17 protein-coding genes are annotated in these 16,992 nt (G+C 28.4%); 14 read left to right on the forward strand and 3 right to left on the reverse strand.

What is annotated here, in order from left to right; all coding sequences use genetic code 11:
• Positions 1-35: 35 nt before the first annotated feature.
• The 5 genes from QX51_RS21410 to QX51_RS02630 all read left to right on the forward strand — a co-directional run bounded on the left by QX51_RS21410 (position 36) and on the right by QX51_RS02630 (position 5,465).
• Positions 36-170 (forward strand): hypothetical protein, encoded by a 135-nt coding sequence (locus QX51_RS21410; RefSeq protein ID WP_257560608.1) that lies wholly within the window; start codon positions 36-38, stop codon positions 168-170.
• Between the two features lie 23 nt (positions 171-193).
• Complete coding sequence (locus tag QX51_RS02615) at positions 194-1,384, forward strand: PucR family transcriptional regulator (protein WP_039678359.1); 1,191 nt, start codon at positions 194-196, stop codon at positions 1,382-1,384.
• Between the two features lie 164 nt (positions 1,385-1,548).
• Positions 1,549-2,805 (forward strand): cytosine permease, encoded by a 1,257-nt coding sequence (locus QX51_RS02620; protein ID WP_039678360.1) that lies wholly within the window; start codon positions 1,549-1,551, stop codon positions 2,803-2,805.
• A gap of 11 nt (positions 2,806-2,816) precedes the next feature.
• On the forward strand, positions 2,817-3,896 hold the full coding sequence (locus QX51_RS02625; RefSeq protein ID WP_039678361.1) for an S-methyl thiohydantoin desulfurase family protein: 1,080 nt from the start codon (positions 2,817-2,819) through the stop codon (positions 3,894-3,896).
• Between the two features lie 21 nt (positions 3,897-3,917).
• Positions 3,918-5,465 (forward strand): hydantoinase/oxoprolinase family protein, encoded by a 1,548-nt coding sequence (locus QX51_RS02630; RefSeq protein WP_039678408.1) that lies wholly within the window; start codon positions 3,918-3,920, stop codon positions 5,463-5,465.
• A gap of 136 nt (positions 5,466-5,601) precedes the next feature.
• Here QX51_RS02630 and QX51_RS02635 read toward each other — a convergent pair whose 3' ends face one another.
• Positions 5,602-6,276: a Crp/Fnr family transcriptional regulator gene (locus tag QX51_RS02635; protein WP_039678362.1), complete on the reverse strand. Its 675-nt coding sequence runs from the start codon at positions 6,274-6,276 to the stop codon at positions 5,602-5,604.
• Between the two features lie 276 nt (positions 6,277-6,552).
• Between QX51_RS02635 and QX51_RS02640 the strand changes: the two genes are divergently transcribed.
• The 7 genes from QX51_RS02640 to QX51_RS02670 all read left to right on the forward strand — a co-directional run bounded on the left by QX51_RS02640 (position 6,553) and on the right by QX51_RS02670 (position 12,089).
• Positions 6,553-7,365 (forward strand): class I SAM-dependent methyltransferase, encoded by an 813-nt coding sequence (locus QX51_RS02640; protein WP_039678363.1) that lies wholly within the window; start codon positions 6,553-6,555, stop codon positions 7,363-7,365.
• A 12-nt stretch (positions 7,366-7,377) separates the two neighbouring features.
• On the forward strand, positions 7,378-7,902 hold the full coding sequence (locus QX51_RS02645) for an FmdE family protein (protein WP_039678364.1): 525 nt from the start codon (positions 7,378-7,380) through the stop codon (positions 7,900-7,902).
• 104 nt (positions 7,903-8,006) lie between these two features.
• Positions 8,007-9,104 carry an iron ABC transporter substrate-binding protein gene (locus QX51_RS02650; RefSeq protein ID WP_242842681.1) on the forward strand — a complete coding sequence of 366 codons (1,098 nt, stop codon included), beginning with the start codon at positions 8,007-8,009 and terminating at the stop codon, positions 9,102-9,104.
• A gap of 4 nt (positions 9,105-9,108) precedes the next feature.
• A complete protein-coding gene (locus QX51_RS02655; RefSeq protein ID WP_242842682.1) occupies positions 9,109-10,179 on the forward strand; it encodes a FecCD family ABC transporter permease in 1,071 nt (356 codons plus the stop codon).
• On the forward strand, positions 10,179-10,934 hold the full coding sequence (locus QX51_RS02660) for an ABC transporter ATP-binding protein (protein WP_200886375.1): 756 nt from the start codon (positions 10,179-10,181) through the stop codon (positions 10,932-10,934). The genes QX51_RS02655 and QX51_RS02660 overlap by 1 nt, the downstream gene beginning before the upstream one ends.
• A 510-nt stretch (positions 10,935-11,444) precedes the next feature.
• Complete coding sequence (locus QX51_RS02665) at positions 11,445-11,639, forward strand: CooT family nickel-binding protein (RefSeq protein ID WP_039678366.1); 195 nt, start codon at positions 11,445-11,447, stop codon at positions 11,637-11,639.
• A 33-nt stretch (positions 11,640-11,672) separates the two neighbouring features.
• Positions 11,673-12,089, forward strand: a complete 417-nt coding sequence (locus tag QX51_RS02670; protein ID WP_039678367.1) for a DUF3842 family protein — start codon at positions 11,673-11,675, stop codon at positions 12,087-12,089.
• Between the two features lie 259 nt (positions 12,090-12,348).
• On the opposite strand, the gene QX51_RS02675 is transcribed toward QX51_RS02670, so the two are convergent.
• Both QX51_RS02675 and QX51_RS19320 read right to left on the reverse strand, forming a co-directional pair.
• Positions 12,349-13,113, reverse strand: a complete 765-nt coding sequence (locus QX51_RS02675; RefSeq protein WP_039678368.1) for an FMN-binding protein — start codon at positions 13,111-13,113, stop codon at positions 12,349-12,351.
• A gap of 204 nt (positions 13,114-13,317) precedes the next feature.
• Complete coding sequence (locus QX51_RS19320) at positions 13,318-13,983, reverse strand: zinc ribbon domain-containing protein (protein WP_052232845.1); 666 nt, start codon at positions 13,981-13,983, stop codon at positions 13,318-13,320.
• A 260-nt stretch (positions 13,984-14,243) separates the two neighbouring features.
• On the opposite strand from QX51_RS19320, the gene QX51_RS02685 reads away from it, so the two are divergent.
• A complete protein-coding gene (locus tag QX51_RS02685; RefSeq protein WP_039678369.1) occupies positions 14,244-15,551 on the forward strand; it encodes a winged helix-turn-helix domain-containing protein in 1,308 nt (435 codons plus the stop codon).
• Between the two features lie 240 nt (positions 15,552-15,791).
• The gene (locus tag QX51_RS02690; RefSeq protein WP_039678370.1) at positions 15,792-16,979 is read left to right on the forward strand and encodes a M20 metallopeptidase family protein; all 1,188 of its coding nucleotides are present in this window, start codon (positions 15,792-15,794) and stop codon (positions 16,977-16,979) included.
• Positions 16,980-16,992 lie beyond the last annotated feature (13 nt).

The raw sequence follows: 16,992 nt of genomic DNA on the forward strand, positions 1-16,992 counted from the left end.
AAAATATAGATTATAAGTAAAATAGAGTAAAATAAATGGGAGTATCAAAGTACTACGTATTTGGTGTACAGTATGGTGACGCTATGAGTGGTTGTAATTATCTAGTAGATAAACAAATATTTGAAGTTTATTTGTATTATCTAGGTGATGAATTACAAAAAGTTAATTAGTAATAAATAGGGGGGGATAAAGCATGAATATAACAGTAAACGACTGCTTACAACTACCTATAATGTCAGCGGCAACTGTAGTAGCAGGCAGCGGTGGACTAAACAAAAATGTATTAGGAATATCAGTTTTAGAAACAAGTAAAACAATTTTAAATAGTGATAGCTATAAAGGATTTGGGGGAGAGTTAGTAGTTACAGGATTTATATCATGCTATGATGATATAGAAAGTATGTTGAGATGTGTAGAGCTATTTGCAAAAGGAGGAGATTCTGGCCTGATAATATTTTATGTTGGCATTTATCTAAAAGAAATACCCAAAGAAGTATGCGAACTAGCTGATAAATTAGATTTTCCAATAATAATGATGCCTAAAAATACAGATGCTATTCCGTATTCTTATGTGATTTATGAAGTAATGCAGCTTATTTTTCAGAAGAAACTAGAGGCAAATGCATGGAGAAAAAATAGTCATGAAATAGATGCAGAATTTGTACAATCCATTTTAGATGAAGATCGAATGTCACTTCACAGATTATCTTTTTATATAGATGATTATCCAGAAGATATTAGATATATGAGATATGTTTATATAGAAGAGTCATTTTTGAAAAAAGGTGAATTACTAGATAAAATCAGAAGGTTTTATAAAGATAATAATATTAAGGCTTATATAGGAATATATAAAAACTCAATTGTTATTTTAATATCAAAGAAAAGTAGTTTAATAAGCGATGAAATAGACAAATTATATGAATATATAGATGATATTTATGAGAGACCAATTATATCACACCTAGATAAATTAAATTCTCTAGAAGATATAATAAGTGCATATAAATTATGTGCATTTACAATGAAAGAAATAAAATTTATATTTAAAACTAAAAAATATTTTAATAGACATGAGTTATTATTTACAGAACAATGTATTAATTTAATAAAAGACGGAGAAAGTGACATACAATATTATTTATCAATAGTAAATAAAGTTGAAAAAAGCGATAAAAATTTATATGAAACATTAGAGTCTTATTTAATAGATTACAATACTAATATTATAGAAACCTCAGAAAATATGTTTCTACATAAAAATACAGTTCAATATAGATTGAATAAAATTAAAGAAGCTATAGGAAGTGATATATTTGAATTTCCAGCAATAAATCAATTGACTATAGCAATAGCAATAAAAAGAATTCGAAATAATAGATAGAAAATAATAGCTAGAAAAATATATAGGTTCAATGAAATAAAAATAATCTTGTTTTTTTATACAAAAAAACAAGATTATTTTTATTTTTTGCACAAAAGAATTTTCAAAAATTTCTGTTATAATTGATACTATTAAATTAAAATTCACAAAAGGGGATGTTTATTATGGAAAATCAAGCAGTAGAAAATTACGCATTAGAGCAAGTTCCTGATGATATGAAACGTGGATGGAAATCCATATTTTGTGTATTAGTTGCAATAGGTGTGGATTTATCATCTGTAATTTTAGGAGCGGAACTTGCAAATAGTATGCCGCTGGACAAAGCAATACTTTCAGTAGTGGTTGGTTCTTTTTTGTCAGCAATTTTGTATACATTATGCTCATTAGTAGGTTCGTCTACTAGCTTATCCACATCAATGATAACAAAATATGTATTTGGAGATATAGGCGCAAAAATATTTTCTCTTGCCATAGGTATATCTTTACTTGGATGGTTTGGTGTACAAGTTGGATTTTTCTCAGAAAATGCTAGTTTGTTATTCAATAATTTTAATATAAATATTGATGTTAGAATTCTTAGTCTAGTTGGTGGGTTATTAATGATGAGTACAGTTATTTATGGATATAGAGCAATGGAAAAGTTAAGTGTTTATTCAGTACCATTATTATTAGCACTTATGTTTTTAACAATACTCTTAGGATTTAAAGCAAATGGCATTCCAACTATAGAAGCTAATATGGAACAAACTATGACTTTTGCGCAAGGTGTTTCTTTAGCTGTAAGTATAATAATTGTTGGAGCAATAATATCACCAGATATAAGCCGTTGGGCAAAAAGTAGAAAAGATTGTACATTAGCAAGTTTCTTTGGAATTCTATTTGGAAATAGTTTTATGATTATAGTTTCCATAATTCTTGTAAAATGTATGGGAACATCAGAAATAATGAATATATTCTTAGCACTAGGATTGGCTATACCAGGAATGATAGTTTTAACATTAGCTCAATGGACAACAAATACAAGTAATATTTATTCATCAGCATTGAGTATTGCTTTAGTAGTTAAAAATATATCTCAGAAAAAATTAACAATAATCTTAGGCTTAATAGCAACATTATTAGCTGTTTTAGGAATATATGAAGGGTTTATAAATTTTTTAAATATATTAGGAATAGTGGTGGCACCTGTTGGTGGGGTATACATAGCAGAGTACTATATAGTTAAAAAGGCTTTTAAAAATATAGAAGATGAATCAAGTGTAAATCCTATAGTTACACGATCTATAGTAGCATGGGTAATAGGTATAGTAATAACAACACTTTCAACTTACGGGTTTATTACATTAAGTACAATATCACCTCTAGATGGTTTTATTACAGGATTTATAGCACAAGCAATAATAGGTAAATTATCAAAATAAGGAGTGAAATAATGAGACTATTAACAGAAGAAAGTATAGAGAAGATTGCAATAGGAGCAGCTGTATTAGGAACAGGGGGTGGAGGTGACCCATATGTAGGAAAGTTGTTAGCCAAACAAGCTATAAAAAAATATGGACCAGTTAAACTTATATCTATTGAAGAATTAGAAGATGATGCCCTTGTAGTTCCTGTTTCGGGAATGGGGGCACCAACTATTACTATAGAAAAGCTTCTTTCTGAAGTTGAATTAACTGCTCCACTGGAAAAGATGGAAGAATTATTAAATAAAAAAGTTGATGTTATTATCCCTATAGAAATAGGGGGGATAAACTCATTAATGCCAATTGCAGTGGCAGCTCAAAAAGGATTGCCAATATTAGATGCAGATGCTATGGGAAGAGCCTTCCCAGAAGCACAAATGGTTACATTTTATTTGGCAGGATATAAAAGTTCACCAGTAACCATGGCAGACGAAAAAGGTAATACAGTAGTAATTTATCCTAAGGATGGAATTTGGGCTGAAAGATTGGCTAGAACATTAACTATAGAAATGGGAGGAAGTTCTTCTGTGTCTGACTATGCCTTAAGTGGAAAGCAAGTAAAAAGTGCTGTCGTAGAAAATACCTTAACCATAGCAGAAAATATAGGCAAAACTTTAATGGAAAATAGATCTAATGCTCAAGTAGGCATTAATAAAATGTTAGAAGACTTAAAAGGATATAAATTATTTGAAGGAAAAATAGTTGATATAAAAAGAGAATTAAAAGGTGGATTTACAAGAGGTCATGCTTATTTTAAAGGCATAAATGAATACACAGGAGATTATACAATACTTTTCCAAAATGAGCATTTAATTGCAAAGAAAGATGATGAAATCTTATGTACTACGCCAGATTTAATAGCAGTATTAGATTTAGAGACAGGTATTCCAATAACTACAGAAAGAATGAAATATGGTTCAAGAGTAGTTGTGGTAGCTTTTCCTTGTAATTATCAATGGAGAAGTGAAAAAGGATTAGAAGTAGCAGGACCTAAATATTTTGGATATGAAGTAGATTATGTACCAGTAGAAAAAATTCAAGGAAAATAATTTGTGGGAGGAATATTTGGAATGTATCGTATAGGAATTGACGTTGGAGGAACAAACACAGATGCGTGTATATTAGATAAAGATTTAAATGTAGTTAATTCTGTAAAAATGCCAACTACAGATGATGTGGAAAGTGGAATATACAACTCATTAAAAAAAGTTTTAGAAGAAAGTAAAATAGATTCTTCTTTAATAAAATATGTTATGCTCGGAACAACTCATTGTACAAATGCAATAGTAGAAAGAAAAAGATTAAATAACGTAGCTATGATAAGGATAGCAAAACCAGCAACAGTTGCAATAAATCCGTTTATTGATTGGCCAGAAGATTTAAGACAAAAAGTTGAATTAGACTCCATAATAGTATCAGGCGGATATGAATTTGATGGAAGAATAATCTCTGAATTATGTAAAGATGAAGTAGTAGAATTTTGTGAAAAAGTAAAAGGAAAAGCAGAAAGTGTTGCTATAAGTGGTGTATTTTCACCAGTAAATAATGAGCAAGAAAAACAAGTAGCCAAATGGGTTAGAGAGGTTTTAGGAGAGGATATTCCAATATCTCTATCTAATGAAATTGGAAATGTGGGAATTTTAGAAAGAGAAAATGCAGCTATTTTAAACTCGGCACTATCAAAAGTAGGAAAAGATGTTTCCCTTGGATTAAAAAAATCTTTACATCAATTAAATATAGATGCACAAATTTATTTTAGTCAAAATGATGGAACTTTGATGAATTTAGAATACACAGTTAAATACCCTATATTTACTATAGGATGTGGTGTTACAAACTCCATAAGAGGAGCATCATTTTTATCTAAAGTAAAAAATGCCGTAGTGTTAGATGTGGGTGGTACAACTAGTGATTTAGGTATTTTACAAAATGGATTTCCAAGAGAATCAGCCATAGCAGTAGAAGTTGGTGGAGTACATACAAACTTTAGAATGCCTGATATTATATCCATAGGTCTGGCAGGAGGAACTTGTGTAAAAGGTGATATAAATTCTTTTAAAATAGGGCCAGAAAGTGTGGGTTATAAGATAACAGAAGAAGCCTTAGTATTTGGAGGAAATACACTAACTCTATCAGATGTAGCTACAAAATTAGGAAGAGCTTTTGGTGATAAAATAAATAATGTATCTGATTTAGATATAAAATATTGTGAATTGATACAAGAAAAAGTTAAAACTACACTTGAAGACTTAATAGATCAAATGAAAACTAATCAAGATGATGTGGACTTAGTATTAACTGGTGGAGGAAGCATAATTGTACCAGAGAAACTACAAGGAGTTAAAAATATAATTATACCACCACATTATAATGCAGCCAATGCCATAGGTGCAGCTCTTGGTCAAGTAAGTGGTGATGTTGAAAAAGTATATAGTTTAGATAAAATATCAAGAGAAGATGCTATAAACGAGGTAAAAGAAGAAGCAATAAAAAAAGCTCAAATGGCAGGGGCCAAGCTTGATAGTATATCTGTATTATTTATTGAAGATGTGCCTTTAGCTTATCTTCCTGGAAATGCCATAAGAATAAAAATAAAAGTTGTAGGAGATTTAGTATAAATAAAAAACTCTATTTTAGCTATATAGTTAGAATAGAGTTTTTCTAGTGACTAAATATTTAATTTATTTATAGCAACAGGAATATACAATTAATTATTATATTACAATGAATTACTCATAGATAGACACTACAATTTTATAAAATTGTAAAGGTTTTATTGTTTAGCTCAATAATACCTTCATTTTTCATATTAGATAATTCTCTCATTAGAGAAGATCTGTTTACACCTAAATATTCAGCAAATTTTGATTTACTAAAAGGTATTTTAACTTTATTAGAACTATATTTTTCAGATTCATAAGCTAAAAATGTCATTATTTTTTCACGAATATTTTTCTTTGATAAAATTTCTAGTTTATTTATTAATAGCATATTGTTTTCAACAATCTCATTAAGAAGATTTTCTCTAAATAATAACCTACAAGCGCAAGTATTCTTACAATTATCAGTGCTATATTTTTTATGAAAAGGGAGGCATAGAATTTTACAGTCACTAGAACATCTATAAGTGTATGGACTTATGGATGGTTTATCTAAAACTATTTGTTCACCGAAGAAATTTCCTTCATAAATATCTAACATATATGTATTATTTCCTAAAATATCTATTTTTTCTATGGAGACACTTCCTGAAATTATTATGCATAGAGAGTCTACTTTATTTCCTTGTAAAAAAACAATTTGATTTTTATCATAGAATTTATAATATGCCCCACAGCACTTTAAAAGATGCTCCAAATGTTCTAAAGGGAATTTTGAAAAAATATTAAGTTTAGTAAGTGTATTCATGTCTTTATATACATCAATCATTATATTACCCACCTTATTTATTTTAATATCTTATTAATTTAAATATTATCTTAAATTTCTTAAAAAAACATCAAATTTCTCAAAATAATTTATAAAAGTGTTGCATTTGCAACATATAAGCTAAGATAATTGGATTACTATTAATATTAAGTAAGATTACTTTGAAAAGTTAATTTTAAAATTTAATAAGAAAATAATATCTAGCCCGAAGGCTGAATAAATTTGTTATGAAGACGCTAATTTGAAAGCGTCTTTTTTGTTGTGAGGAGGGGTTAAATGCAGTTAGATAATATTCGTAATTTATGGAAAAATGATAGTGTTAACAAAAAAGCAAGTGTTGACTTATGGAATTCTATGGCAGGAAGCTTCAACAAATTTGTAGTTCCCACAGTAGAAAGTAGTAAGTTTTTAAAACTGGTATCAGATAACAATATGATAAAATCTAATTTTAAAGTGTTAGACGTGGGGTGTGGAGTTGGAAAATATTCTATTGCTTTATCAAATTTATGTGAAAAAATTATAGGAATAGATTTATCACCAAAGATGATTGAAAATGCAAAGAGCAATAAAGAAGAATATAAGATAAATAATATAGAATTTTACTGTGAAGACTGGGCAGATATGGATTTAGATGAGAGAGGATTTGAAAATAATTTTGATTTAGTTTTTGCTCACATGACTCCAGCAGTAAATAGTGCAGAAACATTTGAAAAACTATCAAAAGCTAGTAAAAAATACTGCGTATTATGTAAACCGACTAGAAGGAGCGATCCTGTATCTGAAAAAGTAAAAGAGCTAGTAGGTATAAATAATAATAAAGAAAGTTGTGATATGGATATAGCCTATGCATTTGAAATGCTATGGTTACAAGGGTATGAACCAAAGGTAGAATATGAGAAACAAGTTTGGAATATGGAAAAAACACTTGAAGAAGCTTTTGAATTATATATAAATAGAGTCAAATCATATAAAGATATTACCCTAGAGGAAGAAGAAATTATAAAAAAATATTTAGAGTCAATAAGCAAAGATGGAGTAGTTAGTGAAGATGTAAACACAACTATAGCAACTTTATATTGGCAAGTATAGGAGGAAAATAAAATGGATAAAAAATTATGGGAAAAAGCAGTGGAGTTTCATGGACATGAGTGTCCAGGTCTTGCAATAGGAGTAAGAGCTTGTGAGGCGATAATGGAGAAAATGGGTATTACATGTGCAAAAGATGAAGAAATAGTTTGTATTACAGAAAATGATGCTTGTGGAGTAGATGCAATTCAATCATTACTTGGATGCTCCATAGGAAAAGGAAATTTAATTTATAGAGGAACAGGAAAACAAGCATTTTCATTCTTCAACAGAAAAAATGGTGAAAAATTACGTCTTTATTTTAAAGGAGTAAGTAATGTAGAGGATAGAGATGCTAAACAAAAGTTTATTTTAGAAGGACCAATAGATGAAATATTTGACTTTTCAGTGCCAAAGTTTGATTTACCAGAGGAAGCTCGTATTTTTACAAGTATAGAATGCGACTGTTGTAAAGAAAAAGCGCCAGAGCATAAGATGCATTTACAAGGTGGCAAAACAGTTTGTGAAGATTGCTTCAATCCATATAACAGAGGCTGGTAGTTTGAAATAATAAGAGAAGTTGGTAGCTTTAATAAATAACAAAATAATAGCAGATAATTATAGTTTTATTAAGCAATAAAATAAAAATGTGAGGGGGAATTAATATGAAATTTATAAAACGTTTTTTACCAATAATGCTTATATTTATGTTGGTACTTACAGGATGTAGTCAAACATCTGACGAAGGAAAAAAAGAGGAGGCAACAACTAAAACTGTAACAGATATTTTAGGGAGAGAAGTAGAAATACCAAGTGAATCAGATTCTATTATAGCTTTAGGTGCTGGAGCTTTGAGAATGGTGTGCTATATGCAGGGAACAGATAAAGTTGTAGGTGTAGAAAATTTAGAAAGTGAAACAGATATAGCAAGACCTTACAGCTATGTTTATCCAGAACTTTCTAAGTTGCCAGTAGTTGGTGAAGGTGGAAGTAATGGTAGTGTTGCATATCAGGAAGAAATAATAAAAGCAGAACCAGATGTTATAATAGCTGCTTATGATAAAGATATGGCAGAAGATTTAACTAAAAAGACTGGAATACCAGTAGTTACAGTTTCTTATGATGGAATATTTGATGAGAATATGGATAAATCTCTAAAATTAATAGGAGAAGTTATTGGAAAACAAGATAGAGCAGATGAATTAGTTACATATATGGATGAATTAGAAAAAGATTTAAATGATAGAACTAAGGATATAGCTGATGAAGATAAACCAACAGTATATACTGGAGCAGTAAGTTTTAGAGGAGAACATGGATTTGAAGGAACATATGCTAAATATCCTCCTTTTGATGCAATAAATGCTAAAAATGTAGTAGATGAAACTAAAAAAAGTGGAGCTTTATTAATAGATTTAGAAAAAGTATCTACTTGGGATCCAGATATAATTTTCTTAAACCCTACAAATATGAAATTAGTAAATGAAGATTATAAGAAAAATCCTGATTTTTATAATTCACTAAGTGCTGTAGAAAACAAAAAAGTTTATTCTCAACCATCATATAACTGGTATACAACAAATGTGGAAATTGCAATAGCAGATGCTTACTATGCAGGAACTATAATATATCCAGAGCAATTTAAAGATGTAAAAGTGGAAGAAAAAGCAGATGAAATATACGAAAAATTCTTAGGTAAAAAGTTATATAGTGATTTTGTAAAAGAAGGATTAGGGTTTGGACCTATTACTATTGGGGAGTGATTAGATGTTAGCAATGAAACAGCATAAAGTACTAAGTGATTATAATCAGTATGTTTATAAAAAAAGGTTCATATTACTTATTACACTTTTACTTACAATAGGAATGGGGCTTTATGCAATTAGTGTAGGATCATCAAATTTACCTGTAATAGAAGTTATCAAAACTCTTTTGGGACAAGGTAGCAAGCAAAGTAATATGCTTTTGTATAATATAAGACTACCTAGAGTTGCTATGGCAGTAGTATCTGGAGTAGGTTTAGCTATTACAGGATGTGTTATGCAAAGTATATTAAAAAATCCTTTGGCATCTTCATCAACTTTAGGAGTATCTCAAGGGGCTGCATTTGGAGCTGCACTAGCTATAGTATATTTTGGAGCAGGAGCTATACAAAGTAATACAGCAGATGCAGTGGCAATTAGTAATCCATATATGACAAGTATTTGTGCTTTTTTAGGATCCATGGGAGCAACAATAGTTATTTTAATACTTTCTAGATTTAAAAAAGTAACACCTGAAACTATGGTGCTTGCAGGAGTTGCCATAAGTTCATTGTTTTCTGGAGCAACGGCTCTAATTCAGTATTTTGCCAATGATGTTCAAGTTGCAGCTATAGTATTTTGGACCTTTGGAGATTTAGGTAGAGCATCTTGGACAGAAATATTAATAGTTACAGTTATATCGTCAGTAGCTCTTTTGTATTTCTTTTATAATCGATGGAATTATAATGCATTGGAAAGTGGTGAACAAACGGCAAAAGGTTTAGGAGTAAATGTATCTGCCATGAGGATTGTAGGTATGATAATATGCTCTTTGACTGCATCAGTTATTGTATCTTTTGTTGGAATAATCAACTTTATAGGATTAATAGCACCTCATATTATGAGAAGGTTTATAGGAAATGACTATAGATATTTAATACCTGCATCAGCAATATTAGGAGCTTTCTTATTATTATTTAGTGATACTATAGCAAGAATGGTAATATCTCCAATAATTTTGCCAATAGGAACTATAACATCTTTTATGGGTGCTCCTCTGTTTTTATATATTTTATTTAAAGGAGTTGAAAAATAATGTTAAAAATTGATTCCTTAAAATTTTCATATAAGCACAATGCTAAAATTCTAGATGATATAAAATTTGATGTGGAAAGTGGAGAGTGTATAGCAGTACTTGGCAACAATGGAGCTGGAAAAAGTACAATGTTAAAATGCTTAAACAGAATTATTTCACCTCAATATGGTAGCGTTTATGTGGAAGAAGAAGATATACTAAAGCTTAGACAAGGTGATATTGCAAAGAAGATAGCCTATGTAGCGCAAAAAAATGAAGCAACTAAATTTACAGTATTTGATGCAGTACTTCTTGGAAGAAAGCCTTATATAAAAGTTAGTGAAACTAGAAAAGATATAGAAATAGTTGAAGATATAATAAAAAGAATGGGATTAGAAGATTTTTCATTGAGATATTTAGATGAGCTTAGTGGAGGAGAATTACAAAAAGTAATGCTGGCTAGAGCATTAGCACAACAACCTAAAGTTTTATTATTAGATGAACCTACAAGTAATTTAGATTTAAAAAATCAATTGGATGTATTAAAAACAGTTCACGAAATTGCCCATGAAAATAATATATCTGTAATTATTGTAATACATGACTTAAATTTAGCTTTAAGGTATTGTGATAAATTTATGTTTTTAAAAGATAGAAAAATATACGGTTATGGAGGTATGGAGATAATGTCTCCTGAAAATATTGAGGAGGTATATAAGGTACCTGTAGAAGTAAAGTCTTATAATAATAGAAGTATAGTTATACCTTTAACCTAAAATAGGAAAGCTGTGATTTGATAATTTTATTAAATCACAGCTTTTCTTTATATAAACATATTTAATTTATGGAAGATAAAAATATGAAAAAGTATATTATTGTACTAAAGAACCTTAAATAAGAAGAAAGTTTTAGACAATAAAAAAGATGGCAAAGCCATCTTTTTAACTACATAATTCATACTCGGGGAAAGTAGAATATTATGTAAAAAAACTAGTGTGATAAAACTAAGCTAACTTCATCTAAGGGTTAAAAACAAAAAAAGTCAGAAGGTTTAAGCCTTCTGACTTTTTTTATATTTTCATAATATAATTATTATGTATAACTATATAATAAAACATTTTCCAATATTTGTAAAGTGTTTTTGAGAAAATTAACTTATAAAAATTATAATATATTATAGATAAAATGTATTAAAATTACTTGATATAAAAAGTATATTATTTGACTGGTATAAATTTAAATTATATACTTAAATTCAGAAAGTTTATAACTAAGGGAGGCATAATATGTGTGAATCATCAGCGTTTATAATGGGAAAAAATAATGAGTTAATAAAAATAATGGACTATATAGTAAATATAAATCCAGATGGAGACAAGGTTTATTTAACTGATTTATTTGGAAATCAAAAAATTATAGACGGGGCGATTAAAGAGATGAGATTAATTGACCACAAAATAATTTTAGAGGAAAATAAATAATTTAAAAACAATAAAATTAGGGAGAGAGTAAGTATGGTAGTTGCAGTGATCGATGGAATGGCTGGGGGAATAGGTGCGCAAGTGATTAAAGCTATTAGAGAAGAGTTACCTTCATATATAGAAATATATGCATTGGGGACAAACTCCATAGCTACAAGTGCTATGATGAAATCTCATGCTAACAAAGGTGCTACGGGTGAAAATGCCATAGTAGTATCTTCTAAAAAGGCTAATGTAATTGTTTCACCCATATCTATAGTTATGCCAAACTCTATGATGGGAGAGGTTACAAGTAGAATGAGTGAGGCAGTGTGTGATAGTGAAGCATTTAAGATATTATTACCACTCGTACCAGAAAATTTAGAAATAGTAGGGATAGAAGGTAAACCTTTATCATTACTAATAAAAGATGCAGTAAAATTAATCAAAAAAGAATTTAACATAAAATAAATCACTTTGAACGTATTAGTTTAAGTTCAAGCATTAAATATTTTATTTAATTAATACCATAGTTCAATGGATAAAAGATATATTTAAATTTTAGTTAAGTATACTTACAACCTAAATCCTAAAATTTAAGGAGTATATTTACGAAAATTTGAAGTTTTCGCCTCACCTTACAATAGAATATACAAACAATATATTCTTTACAGATATATTGAAAAGGTGAGGCGAAAAAAATGAAATATTGTAAAAAATAACTTTAATCTTACTTTTTAGCTTTTAACAAGGCATCTTTCACAGCATCAATAACACCTTTTGAAGAATAAGTTGAACCACTTACTGCATCAACATCATATGTTTGATTTTCTATTATCTTTTCGGGAATAGAATCAAAAGCTGGTTCATAAAATCTTTCGCCAACTTCATTGTGGCTAACTATGGAAATCTCATCAATGATACCATCTTTTATAGTCACTAAAACTTTAAGGTCTGGACCATATCCATAGCCAGTACCTTCATACACACCATCTTTGTAATCACTGTTTGAACTGCCTTCATTTGTACTTATGTTAGGACTGAAGTCTGATTTAATACTATTAATAACTCTATCAAATCCCACAAATCCTCCAACTTCAAATATATGTAATACCGTAATAATAATAAGCAAGGCAGTTAACTCTCTATGTCTTTGTATCCACACTTTTCCCATATTTTTCTTATCAACAAATGTGTGCCATAAAAGTAAACCTATTATAAGAGCAATTGTTCCATAATTAAAGCTTATGATTGAATATGAGGAAAGCATTCCATGAATAAATGATGATAATAAAAATAAATATCCTAAGTTAATGTGATTTTTCCTCAAAAACTTATTTATTGTTCTTAAAAACTTATCTATTTTTATTAATAATTCATTATTGCGATCTTTTTGTATTTTCTTTTGTACAATTCTCAATAGCCATATGATGCTTAGAAGTATTCCTGATATTAGAGCTATCCATGCAAATAAAATATTAAAAAATAAAGTCATAATACCTCCAGTTGTTTTTTAATTAATATTATATTACTGTTTTTTTACTTAGTTTTATATTTTTTTCAACTATTTATAGATTATTATACATAAGTTTTATAAAAATTTAAAATAAAAAAGAAAGAACTTTTAAGCAGACAAAGAAGCAGCTAGGGATATATCCAACCTAGCTGCTTTTTATAGAAAAATAGCAATTCAACATTTTTACCTGTACATTATTAACGTACGATAATAATCATAATATGATCGTCCATCTGAGTCTTTTCTTATGTCATATTTCACATCAATTATTTCGTACCCTTCATCTTGCATAGAACTTAATACACGATCTATTTCATTTGTATACTTACTAGAACACTCAAATTCTTCACGTGAAAAATCAATTTGGCTATTTATCATAACAATATGAACCTTACCGTCCTTTTCTTTTAAATGTTTCCTAATTTTTTCATAAATGTTACTTTCATCAATCTTAATAGTAGTATCTTTGTTTACTTCTATGTTTTGGCTATTTTCTTTAGAGTAAATAATTTGTTCATTTAAGAATTTTACTAATTCATCCATTCTATCTTGCACTGACAAGGTTTCATATTTACCATCAATAGTTTTTAAGTCAATGCTTCCAAAACTTTTTTTTACTGTTTTTAAATTACAGTAGTACATTTTTTCTATTCCATTTTTACATATAAACTCTAGTCTATTTCTATAAATGTGTAATTCTCCTTTGTTGAATCCCATTCTAGCGTTACAAAATCCAAGAGCTTTATCATTTTCTTTAACATTATTTTGATCCAATTTAGCTCCACAATTACAGCAAAATATAAAATCCTCACTAATAGGTGCTTTACAATTTGTACAAATAATACTCATACATTACTCTCCTTATGTCATCTTTATACTATAGTAGCCAACTTCATGATATATTAGTATTATATAATAATTATACTTAAATAAGAATAATCAAGTTTATAAATTCTCAATTAACCTTAAAATAAAACAAGAAAATAAAAATTTAACAAATTATAGAGGGATTTTATAAAAAATATGTAATTAATACAATATATCGATAAAAAAATACGGCAAAAGCCAAAAATCAATATAAAATGCTGATTTTGAGAGGATTGATGTTTATGAAAGTTGCACTATTAGCACCTGATTCTATTGCAAGTAAAGTTGAACCTATTGTTAAAACTCAAATGGATTCTATAGAATTAAAAATATATATCTATAATGATTATATAGAAGTGTTAGATATTTTAAACAAAATACAAAGTAAATACGATGGAATTATGTTTGCAGGTATAATAAGCTATTATTTAGCAAAACAAAATATAAAAGAAGAAGTAATGTGGGAGTATTTTCAATTGCATGAAAGTTCTCTTTTGAATGCTCTATTTCAAGCGCAATATTTTAATGAAAATATAAAAGATTTAAGTATTGATACATATTCAAAATCAAACCTAAAGCAAATCTTTGATATGGTTGGAGTAAATCTAAATGATACAAATATAAAGTTATATGAACTGAATTTAGAAAATTATAGAAATTTAAATGAAGAAGCACTTGAATTTCATAAAAAAAATTTAAAGGAAAATAAAAATGTATGTATTGTTACAGCCTTAAGTAAAGTTAATAATGAATTAAAAAATATGAATATAAAAAATTACATGGCAATACCTACAGAAAGTGTAATAATGGATTCATTTGAAAGGCTGTATTTAAAATATACAGCTAAAGTTAATAAAAATAGTCAACTTGTTTCAATGTTTATAGAAATAGATTTGCCTAGTGAATATTCTCTGATAAGTAAAAATGAGTATTATTATATAAGAGAGAAGAACAAGGTAAGTGATATAGTTTATGAATTTGGAAGAGATATTGAGGCTACAATTGTTGAAGTAAGTTTTAATACATACTTGCTTTTTACTACAAAAGAAATTATTGAAAGAAAAACAAATAACTTTAAAGAAATAAGCATATTAGATTGGATTTCGCAAAAATCACTACATATTGTATCAATAGGTATAGGTTATGGTAAAACAGCAATTGAAGCTAAATACAATTCTAATATAGCAATGATTAAAGCAAAAAAATATGATGAAAATACTGCATATGTAGTATATGAAGATGGTATTAGTGTAGGACCTATTAATAATGTTAAAAGAAAAAAGAAAGAGAAGATAGACGAAAAAATATTAGAAATAGCAACAAAAACTAATTTAAATATAAATAAAATATTAAAAATTTATAATGTGGTAGACAAATATAAAATAGACTGTTTTACAACAAGTGAATTATCTAAATACTGTGGTATTTCTATTAGATCAACGAATAGAATGTTGAACAGATTGGAAGAATGTAATTATATTGATATAGTTGGTAAACAATTTCCAGACGGTGCTGGTAGACCTAAAAGAATCATGAAATTTAAATTTTAAAAAAGATATATATTCAGATAATTTTTTAGTTATTTGAATATATATCTTTTTTTGCATGTTAAGGTATTATAAACATATTTTGATTTAATTGAAAATTTTGATAATTAAAGTCATTTTAATGTACTATTATGGCTATTATATATTATCTATAATTAAATTAGATATAGAAATATATTTATATAAGATTTATTTAAATATAAAAAATGAAACAAGATTTGAAATCTTAGAAGGAGGAATTTTATGCTGGATGTGATGGATTTTTCTCAAAGATATAAAGATAAGCTTTTAGAATTTTTTAAGGATTTGCATATGAATCCTGAATTAAGTTTTAAAGAATTTAGAACAACAAGTAAAATTAAGGATTTATTAAAATCACTTGATATTGAAATTTTAGACATGGGAATGGAAACAGGTGTAGTTGGTTTATTAAAAGGAAAATATAGTGGACCAACAGTAGCTCTAAGAGGAGATATCGATGCACTTCCCATAGTAGAAGAAACTGACTTAGATTATAAGTCAAAAGTAGATGGAGTAATGCATGCTTGTGGTCATGATGTTCATACAACATGTTTAGCTGGTGCAGCCATGATTCTATCAGAGCTAAAAGACCAACTACATGGAAATATAAAATTTATATTTCAAATTGCTGAAGAAAAAAATGAAGGAGCAAAAATGCTTGTCAAAGCAGGTGTGATGGATGATGTAGATGTAATATTTGGGCTTCATAATCATCCAGACGTACCAGTAGGAAAAGTAGGTGTAAAACTAGGTGGTCTTATGGCAGCTGTAGACACAATTTGGATAGATATTTATGGCAAAGGTGGTCATGGAGGTATTCCTCAAAGAACTATCGACCCTATTGTTGCAACAAGTGGAGTAATTCAAGGGATACAAAGTATTGTTAGTAGAAACATAAGCCCTATAGATTCTGTAGTAGTTTCTATTGGAACTATAAATGGTGGAACAGCAAATAATGTAATAAGTGAACATATTCATATGAGTGGTACTGTAAGAACTTTTGATAAAGAAATAAGAAAAAATATGCCAGAAATATTAAGTAAAAAAGTAGAAGGCATAGCTGCAGGATATGGTGCAACAGGTAAAGTTACTTATAGATATGATTTACCTGCAGTAATAAATGAAAAAGATATGTATGATTTAGCATGTGAAACAGTAGAACAAACTTATGGTAAAGATGCTATATTTGACCCAGTGCCAACAACTGGTGGAGAGGATTTTTCCATATTTACTGAAAATAAACCAGGATTTTTCTATTGGCTAGGTGTTGGAAATAAGGAAAAAGGATATGTTAATCAATGGCATAACTCAAGATTTGTGGCAGACACAGACTCTTTGCTAGTAGGATCAAATGTGTTAGCCCAAAGTGCTATTAATTATATGTTAAAAAATAAAAGTTCCCAAATATAAAAGAAAAGGGTGA

The sequence above is a fragment of the Terrisporobacter othiniensis genome (assembly GCF_000808015.1).
GTDB classification, from domain to species: domain Bacteria; phylum Bacillota; class Clostridia; order Peptostreptococcales; family Peptostreptococcaceae; genus Terrisporobacter; species Terrisporobacter muris.

Coding starts and splice junctions, on each gene's coding strand:
- QX51_RS21410 (WP_257560608.1), top strand. CDS start 36: ATGGGAGTATCAAAGTACTACGTATTTGGTGTACAGTATGGTGACGCT.
- QX51_RS02615 (WP_039678359.1), top strand. CDS start 194: ATGAATATAACAGTAAACGACTGCTTACAACTACCTATAATGTCAGCG.
- QX51_RS02620 (WP_039678360.1), top strand. CDS start 1,549: ATGGAAAATCAAGCAGTAGAAAATTACGCATTAGAGCAAGTTCCTGAT.
- QX51_RS02625 (WP_039678361.1), top strand. CDS start 2,817: ATGAGACTATTAACAGAAGAAAGTATAGAGAAGATTGCAATAGGAGCA.
- QX51_RS02630 (WP_039678408.1), top strand. CDS start 3,918: ATGTATCGTATAGGAATTGACGTTGGAGGAACAAACACAGATGCGTGT.
- QX51_RS02635 (WP_039678362.1), bottom strand. CDS start 6,276: ATGATTGATGTATATAAAGACATGAATACACTTACTAAACTTAATATT.
- QX51_RS02640 (WP_039678363.1), top strand. CDS start 6,553: ATGCAGTTAGATAATATTCGTAATTTATGGAAAAATGATAGTGTTAAC.
- QX51_RS02645 (WP_039678364.1), top strand. CDS start 7,378: ATGGATAAAAAATTATGGGAAAAAGCAGTGGAGTTTCATGGACATGAG.
- QX51_RS02650 (WP_242842681.1), top strand. CDS start 8,007: ATGAAATTTATAAAACGTTTTTTACCAATAATGCTTATATTTATGTTG.
- QX51_RS02655 (WP_242842682.1), top strand. CDS start 9,109: ATGTTAGCAATGAAACAGCATAAAGTACTAAGTGATTATAATCAGTAT.
- QX51_RS02660 (WP_200886375.1), top strand. CDS start 10,179: ATGTTAAAAATTGATTCCTTAAAATTTTCATATAAGCACAATGCTAAA.
- QX51_RS02665 (WP_039678366.1), top strand. CDS start 11,445: ATGTGTGAATCATCAGCGTTTATAATGGGAAAAAATAATGAGTTAATA.
- QX51_RS02670 (WP_039678367.1), top strand. CDS start 11,673: ATGGTAGTTGCAGTGATCGATGGAATGGCTGGGGGAATAGGTGCGCAA.
- QX51_RS02675 (WP_039678368.1), bottom strand. CDS start 13,113: ATGACTTTATTTTTTAATATTTTATTTGCATGGATAGCTCTAATATCA.
- QX51_RS19320 (WP_052232845.1), bottom strand. CDS start 13,983: ATGAGTATTATTTGTACAAATTGTAAAGCACCTATTAGTGAGGATTTT.
- QX51_RS02685 (WP_039678369.1), top strand. CDS start 14,244: ATGAAAGTTGCACTATTAGCACCTGATTCTATTGCAAGTAAAGTTGAA.
- QX51_RS02690 (WP_039678370.1), top strand. CDS start 15,792: ATGCTGGATGTGATGGATTTTTCTCAAAGATATAAAGATAAGCTTTTA.